This window comes from Pseudomonas sp. 3296 (assembly GCF_031456615.1).
Classification (GTDB): domain Bacteria; phylum Pseudomonadota; class Gammaproteobacteria; order Pseudomonadales; family Pseudomonadaceae; genus Aquipseudomonas; species Aquipseudomonas mucoides.
Genome location: NZ_JAVDUY010000011.1, coordinates 40297 through 55115, shown reverse-complemented (window position 1 = coordinate 55115; position 14819 = coordinate 40297). Strand labels below are relative to the sequence as shown.

10 protein-coding genes are annotated in these 14819 nt (G+C 60.4%); 8 read left to right on the top strand and 2 right to left on the bottom strand.

Going from position 1 to position 14819, the window contains the following annotated elements; translation table 11 throughout:
- Positions 1 to 37: 37 nt before the first annotated feature.
- Together araD1 and J2X66_RS27475 are read left to right on the top strand one after the other, a co-directional pair.
- Positions 38 to 1033 carry an AraD1 family protein gene (gene araD1, locus J2X66_RS27480; protein WP_310271027.1) on the top strand — a complete coding sequence of 332 codons (996 nt, stop codon included), beginning with the start codon at positions 38 to 40 and terminating at the stop codon, positions 1031 to 1033.
- Positions 1034 to 1053: 20 nt separating this feature from the next.
- The gene (locus J2X66_RS27475) at positions 1054 to 2634 is read left to right on the top strand and encodes an aldehyde dehydrogenase (NADP(+)) (RefSeq protein WP_310271022.1); all 1581 of its coding nucleotides are present in this window, start codon (positions 1054 to 1056) and stop codon (positions 2632 to 2634) included.
- Positions 2635 to 2748: 114 nt separating this feature from the next.
- On the opposite strand, the gene J2X66_RS27470 is transcribed toward J2X66_RS27475, so the two are convergent.
- On the bottom strand, positions 2749 to 3657 hold the full coding sequence (locus J2X66_RS27470) for a DMT family transporter (protein WP_310271019.1): 909 nt from the start codon (positions 3655 to 3657) through the stop codon (positions 2749 to 2751).
- Between the two features lie 157 nt (positions 3658 to 3814).
- Here J2X66_RS27470 and aceK point away from each other — a divergent pair, with 157 nt between their 5' ends.
- The 5 genes from aceK to J2X66_RS27445 all read left to right on the top strand — a co-directional run bounded on the left by aceK (position 3815) and on the right by J2X66_RS27445 (position 11946).
- Positions 3815 to 5533 carry a bifunctional isocitrate dehydrogenase kinase/phosphatase gene (gene aceK, locus J2X66_RS27465; RefSeq protein WP_310271016.1) on the top strand — a complete coding sequence of 573 codons (1719 nt, stop codon included), beginning with the start codon at positions 3815 to 3817 and terminating at the stop codon, positions 5531 to 5533.
- A 107-nt stretch (positions 5534 to 5640) separates the two neighbouring features.
- Positions 5641 to 9552, top strand: coding sequence for an ATP-dependent RNA helicase HrpA (gene hrpA, locus J2X66_RS27460; RefSeq protein ID WP_310271013.1), 3912 nt, complete (start codon positions 5641 to 5643; stop codon positions 9550 to 9552).
- A 284-nt stretch (positions 9553 to 9836) separates the two neighbouring features.
- On the top strand, positions 9837 to 10958 hold the full coding sequence (locus J2X66_RS27455; protein WP_310271010.1) for a beta-ketoacyl-ACP synthase III: 1122 nt from the start codon (positions 9837 to 9839) through the stop codon (positions 10956 to 10958).
- 143 nt (positions 10959 to 11101) lie between these two features.
- Positions 11102 to 11716: an RNA polymerase sigma factor gene (locus J2X66_RS27450; protein WP_027925839.1), complete on the top strand. Its 615-nt coding sequence runs from the start codon at positions 11102 to 11104 to the stop codon at positions 11714 to 11716.
- The gene (locus J2X66_RS27445) at positions 11710 to 11946 is read left to right on the top strand and encodes a zf-HC2 domain-containing protein (RefSeq protein ID WP_310271007.1); all 237 of its coding nucleotides are present in this window, start codon (positions 11710 to 11712) and stop codon (positions 11944 to 11946) included. Before J2X66_RS27450 ends, J2X66_RS27445 begins: the two co-directional genes overlap by 7 nt.
- A gap of 134 nt (positions 11947 to 12080) precedes the next feature.
- Here the strand turns inward: J2X66_RS27445 and J2X66_RS27440 are convergent, their stop codons facing one another.
- On the bottom strand, positions 12081 to 13412 hold the full coding sequence (locus J2X66_RS27440; RefSeq protein WP_310271003.1) for a putative porin: 1332 nt from the start codon (positions 13410 to 13412) through the stop codon (positions 12081 to 12083).
- A 282-nt stretch (positions 13413 to 13694) separates the two neighbouring features.
- On the opposite strand from J2X66_RS27440, the gene J2X66_RS27435 reads away from it, so the two are divergent.
- Positions 13695 to 14819: a GNAT family N-acetyltransferase gene (locus tag J2X66_RS27435; protein WP_310271000.1), complete on the top strand. Its 1125-nt coding sequence runs from the start codon at positions 13695 to 13697 to the stop codon at positions 14817 to 14819.

Sequence of the window (14819 nt, the reverse complement as noted above, 5' to 3'; positions counted from 1 at the left end):
AACGTACGGCGCCATCCCCGACTTTCTGGAGGCCGTCATGCGCCTGATTCAATTTGAAAACACTGCCGGCGAGCGCCAGGTTGGCCTCGTCGAGGGGGCACAGGTCCAGGTGCTCAAAGGCACCGGCAGCACCCGTGAGTTGGCCCTCGCGGCGATCCGCGCCCAGCGCAGCCTGCAAGAAGAGGTCGCCCGGCGCGGCACCGAACCGGGGCCCGATTACGCGCCACTGTTACAGCAAGGCAAAATCCTGCCGCCGCTGGACCACGAAGACCCGGCCCATTGCCTGATCAGCGGCACCGGCCTGACGCACTTGGGCAGCGCCTCGGCGCGGGACAAAATGCACCAGCAGGACGGCGCCGTCGAAGCCGGCATGACCGACACCATGCGCATCTTCAAGTGGGGCCTGGAGGGCGGAAAACCCGCAGCCGGGCAGGTCGGCGCGCAGCCGGAATGGTTTTACAAGGGCAATGGCAGCATCGTCGTGCGTCCCGGGGCGGATTTTCCAGTGCCACCGTTTGCCGAAGACGCTGGCGAGGAACCGGAGCTGACGGGCCTGTATGTGATTGGCGACGACGGCGTGCCGTATCGCCTCGGTTATGCCTTGGGCAACGAGTTCTCCGACCATGTGATGGAACGGCGCAATTACTTGTACCTGGCACATTCGAAACTGCGTTTTTGCTCCTACGGTCCCGAGCTGCGTGTCGGTGAGTTGCCCAGGCATCTGGCCGGCACCAGCCGCATCAAGCGCAACGGCGAAACGATCTGGGAAAAGGAATTTCTCAGTGGCGAAGACAACATGTGCCACAGCCTCGCCAACCTCGAATACCACCACTTCAAATACGCGCAGTTCTTGCGCCCCGGCGATGTCCATGTGCACTACTTCGGTACAGCCACGCTGTCGTTTGCCGACGGGGTGAAAACCCAGCCGGGCGATCGCTTCCAGATCAGCCTCGATGAGTTTGGTGCGCCACTGGTGAACGGCATCGGCGAAAGCGCCCAGCCGTTGGCCATCGGCCAGGTGCGTGCGCTTTAAGCCTTTAAAGGAACCCCCTCATGACATTGCCACTGGGACACAACTACATCGGCGGTCGCCGCAGCGCCGACGGCACGTTGCAACTGCAAAGCCTCGACGCGACGACTGGCGAACCGCTGCCGGGCACGTTTTTTCAGGCCAGCGAAGCCGAAGTGGATGCCGCCGCCAACGCTGCGGCCGCTGCTTACCCGGTCTTGCGCAACCTGAGCGCGGAAAAGCGCGCACGCTTCCTCGACGCTATCGCCGATGAAATCGATGCACTCGGCGATGACTTCGTCGCCACCGTGTGCCGCGAAACCGCGCTGCCGGCCGGGCGTATTCAGGGGGAGCGGGGGCGCACCAGCGGGCAGATGCGTTTGTTTGCCAAGGTCCTGCGTCGCGGGGATTTTTATGGTGCGCGGATTGATCGGGCACTGCTGGATCGCCAACCATTGCCGCGTCCGGACCTGCGTCAGTACCGCATCGGTTTAGGGCCGGTCGCGGTGTTTGGCGCGAGTAACTTTCCCTTGGCGTTCTCCACGGCCGGCGGCGATACCGCGTCGGCCTTGGCCGCCGGTTGCCCGGTGGTGTTCAAGGCGCACAGCGGTCACATGGCGACGGCCGAATGGGTGGCGGACGCGATCATCCGTGCCGCCGAGCGCACCGAAATGCCGGCCGGCGTGTTCAACATGATCTACGGTGGGGGCGTCGGCGAGTGGCTGGTCAAGCATCCGGCGATTCAGGCGGTGGGCTTCACCGGTTCGCTCAAGGGCGGCAATGCCCTGAGCCACATGGCCGCGACCCGCCCGCAACCGATCCCGGTATTTGCCGAGATGTCGAGCATCAACCCGGTGTTCCTGTTGCCCGAAGCACTGGCGGTACGCGGCGAGCAGATCGCTGCGCAACTGGCCGGCTCCGTGACTTTGGGTTGCGGTCAGTTCTGCACCAATCCCGGTCTGGTTATTGGTCTGCGTTCGGCGCAGTTCAGCAGCTTTCTGGAAACCTTCTGCGCCAGCATGAACCAGCAACCGGCGCAAACCATGCTCAACGCCGGTGCGCTGGTCAGCTACAGCCGGGGCCTTAGCGAGTTGCACGAACATCCGGGGCTGACGCACCTGGCGGGTCGGCCGCAACGGGGCAATCAGGCGCAACCGCAAGTGTTCAAGGCTGACGTCAGTTTGTTGCTCAAGGGTGATGAGCTGCTTCAGGAAGAAGTGTTCGGGCCGACCACCATCGTCGTCGAAGTCGAGAGCCGCGCGCAGTTGGCAGAAGCGTTGCAGGGGTTGCGCGGGCAATTGACGGCGACGTTGATTGGCGAGAGCGAGGAGTTGCTGGAGTACCGCTGGCTGGCGGAAATGCTTCAGGAAAAGGTCGGGCGGATTCTGCTCAACGGCTATCCGACCGGGGTCGAGGTGTGCGAGGCGATGGTGCATGGCGGGCCGTACCCGGCGACGTCCGATTCGCGGGGGACGTCGGTGGGGACGTTGGCGATCGATCGGTTCCTGCGGCCGGTGTGCTTTCAGAATTACCCGGATGCGTTGCTGCCCGAGGCGTTGCAGAATGCTAATCCGCTGGGGATTCGGCGGTTGGTGGATGGGGAGGTGAGTCATTCGGCCTTGTAGGCTCTGGACTACCGCCTTCGCGAGTAAGTTCGCTCCGACATTGGATTTGCGTTATTCACAAAACCCTGTGGGAGCGAGCCTGCTCGCGAAGGCGTCATCAGCAACACCGCAAAATTACCTGGCAGTCACCTCAGCCACGTTCACCACCGCCGGCTTCAACACCAGCCACAACGCCGCCGCAATCAACACCCCGCCATAGATATGCGCCATGGACAACGGCTCGTCCAGCAACAACGCCCCCCACAACACCCCGAACGGCGGGATCAGGAAGGTCGTGGTCATCGACCGCACCGGCCCGATCGAGCTGAGCAAACGGAAGTAAATGATGTACGCCAGCGCGGTACACACCAGCCCCAACCCCAGCAACGACAACCAGACATTCCAGCCACCCCAGCTTGCTGGCGGTTGGCTGATCACGCTGTAGCCGAACAGCGGCAACAGAAACAGCGTCGCGCCGAGCATGCTGCCCAGCGCAGACAAACGGCTGTCGAGACCACCGGCCTGATCCAGCCAGCGGCGGGCGAGGAAACCGGCGAAGCCATAACACGTCGTCGCCATCAGGCAGGCGAGGGCGCCCATCAACAATTGCAGGTCGAACGCCACAGGGCCCGCGCGGGTCAGTACGCCAACACCAAACAATCCCAGGAAAACCCCACCGAGCTTGGCGGCGGTGAGTCGTTCATGGAAGAACAACCCGCCAATCAGCACGCCCATCAGCGGCGTGGTGGCGTTGAAGATCGCCGAGTACCCGGCCGGCAGCACCTGGGCGGCCACGGAATACAGGGTCGCCGGAATCCCGGAGTTGATCACCCCGAGCAGCATCACGGTCTTGAGTTTGCCTTTGAAATCCCAGCTGATGCGCATCAGCCCGAGAATAATCAGCAGGCCGGTCGCGGCAATCGACACGCGGAAAAACGCCGTGGGGATGGTGCCAATCACGGGGGCGATGATGCGCATGAACAGAAAACTCGCACCCCAAATGGCCGCCAGTGACAGTAAACGGACGATATCGACGGGGTTCACGGTGCTCTCCTTCCTTGCTGGGGACGAGAGTGTTGCCGAGTGCCTGATCGATGGCAACCGAAAAACGGGCAAATAACTGGAGCGAAAAATTACGCTTCTCCTGCACCCGGTTCACTGGCTAAGCTCAGGGCTCACGAATTCCCGCAGAGGTCTCACTATGCCGCAGCAATGGCCGGCCGCCGATATCGCCCGAATGATCCTCGATGGCTTTGACGATTACCGCGAGCATTTCCGTCAGATCACCGACGGCGCGCGAGCCCGCTTCGAACAGGCCCAGTGGCAGGAGACGCAAATCGCGTCGGCCGCGCGGATCAATCTCTATGAAGAAAAAGTCAGTGAAACCGTGGAGCGGCTGCGCGTCGCGTTCGACAGCGACACACTGGACGTCAGTTGCTGGCCACTGGTCAAGAGCGCGTACATCACGCTGATCGACCTGCGGTTCGACGATGAATTGTCCGAGACCTGGTACAACTCGATTTTCTGCGGTCTGTTCAGTCATGACCTGATCAGCGACGGCTGTATGTTCATCCACACCACCCGCCCGAGCCTGCGCCGGGCTCGTGCCGCACAAACCCGCACGTACAAGCCTCAGGGCCAGTTGTCCGGCATGCTCGCGAGCATTTTTGCCGACTACCGTTTCAGTGAGGATTACGCTGATCTGGCCGGGGACTTGCACCGCCTCGAAGCGCAACTGCGCGAGAACCTGCCGGACTGGGTGTGCAAGGACCCGGAGTTGAGCGTCGAACTGTTTTCCTCGGTGCTCTACCGCAATAAGGGAGCGTACCTGGTCGGGCGTATCTACACCCGGGACGAACAGTGGCCGCTGGTGATTCCGCTGCTGCACCGCGAGGGTCGCGGGATTCAGATCGATGCGCTGATTACCGATGAAGCGGACGTGTCGATCATTTTCTCGTTCACCCGCTCGTATTTCATGGTCGACGTGCCGGTGCCGGCGGAGTTCATCGGTTTCCTCAAGCGCATCCTGCCGGGCAAGCACATCGCCGAGCTGTACACCTCGATCGGTTTCTACAAACACGGCAAGTCCGAATTCTATCGGGCGCTGATCAATCACCTGGCCAACACCGACGACCAGTTCATCATGGCCCCCGGCGTGCGCGGCATGGTCATGAGCGTGTTTACCCTGCCGGGTTTCAACACCGTGTTCAAAATCATCAAGGACCGCTTCTCACCGTCGAAGAACGTCGACCGCGCCACGGTGATCGAGAAATACCGGCTGGTCAAAAGCGTCGACCGCGTCGGGCGCATGGCCGATACCCAGGAGTTCGCCGATTTCCGTTTTCCATTGAGCAAATTCGACCCGGCGTGCCTGGAAGAATTGCTCGAAGTGGCCGCGTCCACGGTGTCGGTGGAAGGTGACACGGTATTGATTCGCCACTGCTGGACCGAACGGCGGATGACGCCGTTGAACCTGTACCTGGAAAACGCCAACGAGGCGCAGGTGCATGAGGCGCTGGAAGATTACGGCCTGGCGATCAAGCAACTGGCGGCGGCGAATATCTTTCCCGGCGACATGCTGTTGAAAAACTTCGGCGTCACCCGCCACGGTCGCGTGGTGTTTTATGACTATGACGAGATTTGCTTTTTGACCGAAGCCAACTTCCGGCACATCCCGCAGCCGCGTACGCCGGAAGACGAGATGGCGTCGGAGCCTTGGTACTCGATCGGGCCGCTGGATGTGTTTCCCGAGGAGTTTCCGCCGTTTTTGTTTGCTGACTCGGGGCAGCGGCGCTTGTTTGATCAGTTGCATGGCGAGTTGTACAACGCCGATTACTGGAAAAGCCTGCAGGAAGCGATTCGGGCGGGGAAGATCATCGACGTGTTCCCGTATCGGCGCAAAGGCCTCGAAAACGAATAACCCCTCTCACTGATCGTTCCCGCGCTCCGCGTGGGAACGATCACAGGGCCGCGCAAATCTGCGACAATCGCCCCCCTGCGCCACTAGACGACTGAATTGCGTACCCGATGACCGACGAATCGCCCTCCATCGACAAACTGCTGAAAAACCTCGATCACGCCATGCTCGCCGACCGCCACCGGCTGCGGCGGCAGTTGCTTGAGCTGCGCAAGAAGCCCGACGAGGCCAAGCTGGCCCAATGGGTGGCACGCATGCAGGCGTCCTGTGATCAGGTGTTGGCGCGGCGCGCCAGCCTGCCGGTGATTCGTTACGACGACAGCCTGCCGATCGCCGCCAAGCGCGACGAAATCAAAGAAGCGCTGCTCAAGCATCAGGTGCTGATCATCGCTGGCGAAACCGGTTCGGGTAAAACCACCCAGTTGCCGAAAATCTGCCTGGAAATCGGGCGCGGCCAGCATGGCCTGATCGGCCACACCCAGCCGCGTCGAATTGCAGCGCGTAGCGTGGCCAGTCGGGTGGCTGAAGAACTGGCGACGCCATTGGGCGCGCTGGTCGGCTATCAGGTGCGGTTCGAGGACCAGAGCGATTCCAACACCCTGATCAAACTGATGACCGACGGCATCCTGCTGGCGGAAACCCAGAACGACCGCTATCTCGAACGCTACGACACAATCATCGTCGACGAAGCCCACGAACGTAGCCTCAACATCGATTTCCTGCTCGGTTACCTGAAAACCCTGCTGCCCCGTCGTCCGGACCTGAAAGTCATCATCACCTCGGCCACCATCGACCTGGAGCGCTTCTCCAGGCACTTCGACGATGCGCCGATTGTCGAGGTCTCTGGCCGCACCTTCCCGGTGGACACCTGGTATCGCCCGCTGACCCTGGAGCAAGACGAAGAGGGCAATCGCGTCGAGGATGACTTGACCGTCGATCAGGCGATCCTCGCCACCCTCGACGAAATCGCCGCGTTCGAACGCAGCGAGCGCAAGAGCCCAGGCGATGTGCTGGTGTTTCTGCCCGGTGAGCGCGAAATTCGTGACGCCGCCGACATGCTGCGCAAGGCCCAGCTCAAGCACACCGAAATCCTGCCGTTGTATGCGCGTCTGTCGCCAGCCGAGCAGCAGCGGATTTTCCAGTCGCACCCAGGCCGTCGCGTCGTACTGGCAACCAACGTCGCGGAAACCTCGCTCACCGTGCCGGGCATTCGTTACGTGATCGACAGCGGCACTGCACGCATCAGCCGCTACAGCTACCGCGCCAAGGTCCAGCGCCTGCCCATCGAGGCGATTTCCCAGGCCAGCGCCAACCAGCGTAAAGGTCGCTGTGGTCGGGTCGAGCCCGGCATCTGCATCCGCCTCTACGGCGAAGACGATTTCATGGGGCGTCCGGAATTTACCGACCCGGAGATCCTGCGCACCAACCTCGCCGCCGTGATCCTGCAGATGTTGCATCTGCGCCTTGGCGAGATCACCGACTTCCCGTTTATCGAACCGCCGGACGGCAAGGCGATCAGCGACGGTTTCAACCTCCTGCAAGAACTCTCGGCGGTGGACCGCAACAGCCAACTGACCCCGCTGGGGCGCAATCTGGCGCGTTTGCCGGTGGACCCGCGCATGGGGCGCATGCTGCTGGAAGCGGCGAAACTCGGCAGCTTGCAGGAAGTGCTGATCGTCGCCAGCGCCATGTCGATTCAAGACCCGCGCGAGCGTCCGCCGGAGCGTCAGCAAGCGGCGGATCAGGCCCACGCACAATGGAAAGACGTGGACTCGGACTTCGCCGGGCTGGTCAATCTGTGGCGCGGCTTTGAAGAACAGCGTCAGGCGCTGACGGCCAGTCCATTGCGCAATTGGTGCCGCAAGAATTTCCTCAATTACCTGCGCCTGCGCGAATGGCGCGACTCGCACCGCCAGTTGAGCCTGATCTGCCGCGACATGCAGTTGAGCCTCAACAAAGAACCGGCGGATTACCCGAAACTGCACAAAGCGGTGCTCTCCGGACTGCTCAGTCAGATCGGCCAGAAAACCGATGAAGGCGATTACCTCGGTGCCCGTCAGCGACGTTTCTGGATTCACCCGTCATCCGGTTTGGGTAAAAAACGTCCGCAATGGCTGATGACTGCCGAGCTGGTGGAAACCACCAAGCTCTATGCGCGCATGGTCGCCAAGATCGACGCCGACTGGATCGAGCCGCTGGCCGGGCACCTGATCAAGAAAAACCACTTCGAACCGCATTGGGAGAAGAAGCGCGGTCAGGTCGTGGCCTTCGAGCAGATCACGTTGTTCGGGCTGATCGTGGTCGGCCGGCGGCCGGTGCATTACGGGCCGATTGATCCGGTGGTGTCCCGTGAGATGTTCATTCGTGAAGGCTTGGTGCGCGGCGAGATTCAGTCCAAGGCCAAGTGCCTGACAGCCAATGCGCAACTGCTGGAGCAACTCGACGAACTGGAAGCCAAGGCCCGTCGCCGCGACATTCTCGCGGACGAGGAAACCCTGTTCGCCTTTTACGATGCGCGATTGCCAGCGGAGATTCACCAGACCGCGACGTTCGACAGCTGGTATCGGGTCAACAGTCAGAAAGACCCACAGCTGTTGATCATGCGCGAAGAAGACGTGCTGGCCCGCGAGGCCAGCGAAGTCACCGCCCTGCATTACCCGGACACCTTGCACATCGGCGATCTGGAACTGGCGCTGAGTTACCACTTCGAGCCTAACCATCCCCGTGATGGCGTGACCCTGCGCGTGCCGGCACCGTTGCTGCCGATGCTGCCACCGGAGCGTCTTGAGTGGCTGGTGCCGGGTGTGATCGAAGCCAAATGCATCGCGCTGGTGCGCAACCTGCCCAAGGCCTTGCGCAAGAATTTCGTGCCGGTGCCCGACTTCGTCAAAGCCGCGTTGCAACGCATGACCTTCGCCGAGGGTTCATTGCCGCTGGCGCTGGGCCGCGAATTGCTGCGCATGACCGGTGCGCGGGTCAGCGATGAGGCGTGGGCCGAAGCGTCGCAGCAGGTCGACAGCCATTTGCGGATGAACCTGGAAATCGTCGACGGCCAGGGCAAGTTCCTGGGCGAAGGGCGAGATCTGGCGGAGCTGACCGCGCGTTTTGCCGAAGCCAGTCAGGCCGCCTTGGCGGTGCCGCAAACCGCGAAAAGCCAGCAACCGGTGGAGGCGAAAGTCTTTGCCGCGGTCGCCGAGAAAACCCAGCAGAAGATCGCCGGGCTGTCGATGACGGTCTATCCGGCGCTGGTGGAAGAGGGCGGTACGGTCAAGGAAGGGCGTTTCTCGACACCGGCCGAAGCCGAGTTCCAGCATCGCCGCGCATTGCAGCGTTTGCTGATGCAGCAACTGGCGGAGCCGGCGAAATTCCTGCGCGGCAAACTGCCGGGGCTGACCGAGCTGGGCCTGATGTACCGCGACATGGGGCGCGTCGACAGTCTGGTGGAAGACATTCTGTTGGCCAGTCTCGACAGCTGCATTCTCGATGGCGAAGACCCATTGCCGCGTGATGGTGCCGGGTTGGCGGCGTTGGCCGAGCGCAAACGTGGCGGCTGGACCGAACATGCCGAGCGTCTGGCGAAGCTGACCCTGGACATCCTCAAACTGTGGCATGGCCTGCAAAAACGCTTCAAGGGCAAGATCGACCTGGCGCAAGCCGTGGCCCTGAACGACATCAAGCAGCAGCTCAGTCACTTGGTGTATCCCGGTTTCGTGCGTGAAACACCGATGGTGTGGCTCAAGGAGTTGCCGCGTTATCTGAAAGCGGTCGAGCAACGGTTCGAGAAAATCGGTGCTCAGGTGCAAAGGGATCGGGTGTGGAGCGGCGAATTGTCCGGCCTCTGGACCCAATACCAGACCCGCGCCGGCAAACATGCCCAGGAAGGCAAGCGCGATCCGCAGTTGGAGCTGTACCGCTGGTGGCTGGAGGAGTACCGGGTTTCGCTGTTCGCCCAACAATTGGGGACCAAGGTGCCGATCTCCGATAAACGCCTGAACAAACAATGGACCCAGGTCGAACCGTAGGATCCCGGATCTGTAGGAGCCGAGCTTGCTCGCGATAGCCATCGCCGGCAAGCCGTGCTCCTACAGCTGGGGTAGGCGCTTTATCCAGCAAAAGGCGCCAAAATCTAACGTTTATGGCAAACTTCGCGCCTATAAACGCCGGCCCCGCGGTTTTGAGCCCTTCAAGGTTCGGGCGGATCGGAATAAAGCGATGCCAGGTTGGCTTCCCGTGACGGGAACAGACCCTTTGTGTGTTGGTACGTCGGTGCCAATGCTTTCTGCCTGAACAGATTAGAGAAACGACCATGCATAACGTCGTCATCAGCGGCACCGGCCTGTACACCCCGGCCAACAGCATCTCCAACGAAGAGCTGGTGCAGTCTTTCAATGCCTACGTCGCGCAATTCAACGCCGACAACGCCGAAGCCATTGCCCGTGGCGAAATCGAAGCGTTGACCGAGTCCAGCGCTGCGTTTATCGAAAAAGCCTCCGGCATCAAAAGCCGCTTTGTCATGGACAAGGACGGTATTCTCGACCCGCAACGCATGGCACCACGCCTGCCGGAGCGTTCGAACGACGAATGGTCGGTGCTCTGCCAAATGGCCATCGGCGCTGCCGAACAAGCCTTGCAGCGCGCCGGCAAGACCGCCGCGGACATCGACGGCGTGATCGTCGCTTGCTCAAACCTGCAACGCGCCTACCCGGCCATCGCCATCGAAGTCCAGGAAGCGCTGGGCATCCAGGGTTTCGGTTTCGACATGAACGTTGCCTGCTCCTCGGCAACTTTCGGCATTCAGGCCGCGACCAACAGCGTGCAACTGGGCCAGGCCCGGGCCATCCTGATGGTCAACCCGGAAGTCTGCACCGGTCACCTGAACTTCCGCGACCGCGACAGCCACTTCATCTTCGGTGACGCGGCCACGGCTGTGATCATCGAACGTGCGGACCTGGCGACGTCCAAGTATCAGTTCGACATCGTCAGCACCAAGCTGTTGACCAAGTTCTCCAACAACATCCGCAACAACTTCGGCTTCCTCAACCGCGCCGCGGAAGAGGGCATCGGTGCCAAGGACAAACTGTTCGTGCAGGAAGGCCGCAAGGTGTTCCGCGACGTGTGCCCGATGGTTGCCGAGCTGATCGCCACGCACCTGGATGAGAACAAGCTCAACATCGGCGACGTGAAGCGCTTCTGGCTGCACCAGGCCAACCTCAGCATGAACCACCTGATCGTCAAGAAACTGCTGGGTCGCGAGGCCACCGAAGAAGAAGCCCCGGTGATTCTCGACACCTACGCCAACACCAGCTCTGCCGGTTCAGTGATTGCGTTTCACAAGAACCAGGATGATCTGGTTGCCGGCTCGCTGGCCGTGCTCAGTTCGTTTGGTGCCGGTTATTCGATTGGCAGTGTGATTCTGCGCAAGCGTTGATCCGAACTTTTTTCGTTGGATAGTTAGGACGTTTCCTACAGTCGAAATAGTCAGGACACTGTAGTTTTCGGAAATGACGGCAGGACTGCGCAACGGGCGAAGTCTTGCCGTCGTCATTTTCGACGTCTGAACAAGGGGATTGATTGATGGCGGCTGACGATTCGCAACTGCTTGCGCGATTACTGGCCGGCGAGCAAAAGGCTTTCAAGGAATTAGTCAGCACTTACCAGAGCGCCATGCGCGCGGTGGCTTATGCAATTGTGGGCAGCCGGCATGCTGACGAAATCGTCCAGGATGCGTGGCTCTCAGTGGTGCGTAACCTGAGCAAATTCGAGGCGCGTTCGAGCCTCAAGACCTGGTTGCTGACCATTACCGCGAATGCGGCAAAGGGTCGATACAAACAAAACCGTCGTGAAGTGCTCCTCGATGACCTGCCGTCACCCCATGGCACCATCGATGATGATCGTTTCTCGCCCGGTGATGGTCATTGGCTGGTGGCGCCGTTTGCCTGGCACCAGGACACCCCGGAAGCGCTACTGACTGAAAACGAACTGCGAGAATGCCTGGAACACACCCTGCTCAGCCTGTCGGAACTGCAAAGCAGTGTGTTATTACTTCGCGAGCGTCAGGGGCTGGAGCTGGAAGAGATCTGTAATCTTCTGGAAATCTCGCTCTCCAATGTTCGTGTGCTGTTGCATCGGGCACGGTTGAAGGTCTTTGCGACCGTAGAACATTTTGAGGAAACCGGCGAATGCTGACCTGTAAGGAACAAGTGGCACGTTCCAGCGATTATCTTGACGGACAGTTGAGTTTTCGTGAACGGCTGATGGTGCGTCATCATTTGATGTTCTGCCCTAATTGCCGGCGGTTCATTCGTCAGATGCGGGTGATGCAGGCGACATTGCGCGCCATGCCGGAGGAGGTCGTGCCGGACGCCGATACGCTGGCCGAACGTCTGGCTGGCGAACGTCGCAAGGACATTCCGTAGCTGAGGGGATTGATGGCGGGGGTCAAGAAACAGGCTCGCGTGGATGAATCGAACGGATGATGGGGATCAACCCATCCACGCCAGACTGTAAAAGCAACCCGGGCTTCCTTGCCCGAGTCGTGTAACGGGGGAAGTCAGAACTTTGCTTCGGCATCCAGTTGCAGGGTATTGATGTCGGAGTCGGTCTTCTTGATGCTGGCGTTGGTGTAGTCGGAGTTAGCCATGAAGTATGTGGCGCCGAGGTTGAAGTTCTTGTCCAGCTCGTAGCTCACTTTCAGCTTGCTGCCGCGCGAACCGGTGTAGCCGTTGGCGAAGTCGGAGTCGGTGAACGCGCCAACCACAGAGTTCTGTTGTACGTCGCGGTAGTTGTAGTCCACTGCGAAACCGTAGAGCTTGGTCTTGGCGCCGGCCAACCAGCCAGTGTCCTGATCGTTGCTCGCGTCTTTGTTGTTGACGTACTGGCCGTACAGCGAAAGTGGCACTGGCAGGTTGGTGAAGTCCAACTGACCAAAACCTTCATACAGCTTGAACGTTTCGCCCGGGCTGTTGCCGTTGACGGCCAAGGCGCATGGCGCGGTGGCGGTGCCGGTGGTCGGGCAGGCGCTGTTCGAGTCGTTGTCGTACGAGTAGATGCTGCCGCCCAACGTCATTTTCATGCTGTCGGTGATGGCAAAGCGCGCACCCAACTGGCCGGCATACAGGCGCAAGTCATGCTTGAACTGCACGCCTTCGCCGTCGACGTTGTCCTTGAGCGTGTAGTGACCGGCGCTGCCGAACAGTTCGGTGCTGCCGCTCAGTGGGTACTTGTAGGACGCCGACAGGCCTTCCGGGTTGATGTCGCTATCCCAGATGATGTCGCCCATGCTCACCCATTGTTGCGGCATCTTGCCGCCAACGAGGTGCAGGTTCTTGATCGCGTCCGGGTGGTAGTCGACGTAACCCTGGTCCAGCCAGATCGACTTCTTGTCGAAGTAGTTGTTCAAGTCCTGGTTGGTGGAGCGCGCGTCGTCGTTGCTGCCGGTGGCGATACGGATGCCGGTGTCGACTTGCGGGTTGATTTCGCTGTAGGCACCCAGGCGGGCACGAATGCGCTGGCGATCCTGGTCTTTGTTGTTTGGAACGCCATCGTTGTGGACGGTTTCTTCACGGAAACGAACGTCACCCTTGAATTGGGTCTTGGCGGCCCAGGCCAGTTTCTGGTCGAAAGCGCTCAGCGTGTCGGTTTTCTTCGCAGTTTGTGCGATCTGCTCGTTGGTCTCTTGCTGAGCCTGACGGGCGATTTGCTGGTCCTTCTGATCCCGGGCCAGTTCGGCTTGCAGTTCGCCGTACTGGGCGTTGGTAATCGAGCCGTTAGCCTTGAGCATGTCGAGCAGTTTGGCGTCGACTGCGGCGCTGGCCGGAACGCTCATGGCCAGCAGCAGCCCGCCACACAGGACCGCCGCAGTTTTCGTGGAAGCAAGACGCATATCAATCTCCGAAGATGAGAGTGGATGGCTGAGCCATCCAGGGCACAACCGACCATTGATGGACGGAAAACAGTGGCCGGGTAATAACCAGGCGCTCTAAAAACAGGCGCCAGTATCGCGATGGTTTATGACAAGGCAGTGGCAAAGTGATGGCGTCTAGATGACGATATAAAGGCTGTTTGAACTTTTTCGTCGCAGGTCTGTCGGCGAATCGCGGGTGTGGAATGGACGGCGATAGGCGATACTCGCGAGGCTTTCACGCAAGAAGTGGAGAGGAAGTTGATGCCGCTGCAACGTTTGGAAAATCTGTCCGAAATCGCACCTCACACTTGGGATGCGCTCGTTCCCGATCGCCAGCCTTTTCTGCGTCATGCTTTCCTCAGTGCCCTGGAGGACAGCGGCAGTGTCGGTCCGCATTCCGGCTGGCAGCCCGAGCATTTGCTGCACATCGAGGGTGATCGACTGATCGCCGCGCTGCCCAGCTACCGCAAGTGGCACTCCTATGGCGAGTACGTGTTCGATCACGCCTGGGCCGATGCCTGCGAGCGGGCCGGCATCGACTATTACCCCAAATTATTGACCGCCGTGCCGTTCAGTCCGGTCAGCGGCCCGCGGTTGCTGGCGGCCAGTGTCGAGGACGGTTTCGAGCTACTCAACAGCCTGCCGGGCTACCTTGAGATCGAAGGACTGTCCAGTGCGCACATCAACTTCACCGACCCGTTTACCGATGCCGCATTGAGCGAACAACCTGGCTGGCTGCAGCGCATTGGCTGCCAGTATCACTGGCAGAATCGCGGCTATCGGGATTTCCAGGATTTCCTCGACGCCCTCAGTTCACGCAAGCGCAAGCAGATGCGCAAAGAGCGTGAGCAAGTAGCGGGGCAGGGTATTGATTTCGAATGGCTTGAAGGTCGGCAACTGGATCAGGCGCAGTGGGATTTCGTCTATGCCTGCTACGCCAACACCTACGCGGTGCGTCGGCAAAGGCCTTATCTGACGCGCGAATTCTTCAGCCTGTTGGCCGAACGCATGCCGGAATCGATTCGTGTGGTGCTGGCCAAACAGGGTTCACGGCCGGTGGCCATGGCCTTCAGCCTGGTGGGCGGCGACAGTTTTTATGGTCGTTACTGGGGCTGCCTGGCGGAGTTTGATCGCCTGCACTTCGAGACCTGTTTCTATCAGGGCATGGACTATGCGATTGCCAACGGCTTCCAGCGATTCGATGCCGGTGCCCAGGGCGAGCACAAGTTGATTCGCGGCTTTGAACCGGTGATCACGCATTCCTGGCATTACCTGCGTCACCCGGGGCTGAAGGCGGCGGTCAACGACTTTCTGCAGCAAGAGCGTGTCGGGGTGCTGGCCTATGCCGAAGAGGCGAGGACCGCCTTGCCTTATCGGCAAGACTGA

Bases quoted from the DNA above. Each gene is read 5' to 3' on its own strand.
- araD1 (WP_310271027.1), top strand. From the start codon at position 38: ATGCGCCTGATTCAATTTGAAAACACTGCCGGCGAGCGCCAGGTTGGC.
- J2X66_RS27475 (WP_310271022.1), top strand. From the start codon at position 1,054: ATGACATTGCCACTGGGACACAACTACATCGGCGGTCGCCGCAGCGCC.
- aceK (WP_310271016.1), top strand. From the start codon at position 3,815: ATGCCGCAGCAATGGCCGGCCGCCGATATCGCCCGAATGATCCTCGAT.
- hrpA (WP_310271013.1), top strand. From the start codon at position 5,641: ATGACCGACGAATCGCCCTCCATCGACAAACTGCTGAAAAACCTCGAT.
- J2X66_RS27455 (WP_310271010.1), top strand. From the start codon at position 9,837: ATGCATAACGTCGTCATCAGCGGCACCGGCCTGTACACCCCGGCCAAC.
- J2X66_RS27445 (WP_310271007.1), top strand. From the start codon at position 11,710: ATGCTGACCTGTAAGGAACAAGTGGCACGTTCCAGCGATTATCTTGAC.
- J2X66_RS27440 (WP_310271003.1), bottom strand. From the start codon at position 13,412: ATGCGTCTTGCTTCCACGAAAACTGCGGCGGTCCTGTGTGGCGGGCTG.
- J2X66_RS27435 (WP_310271000.1), top strand. From the start codon at position 13,695: ATGCCGCTGCAACGTTTGGAAAATCTGTCCGAAATCGCACCTCACACT.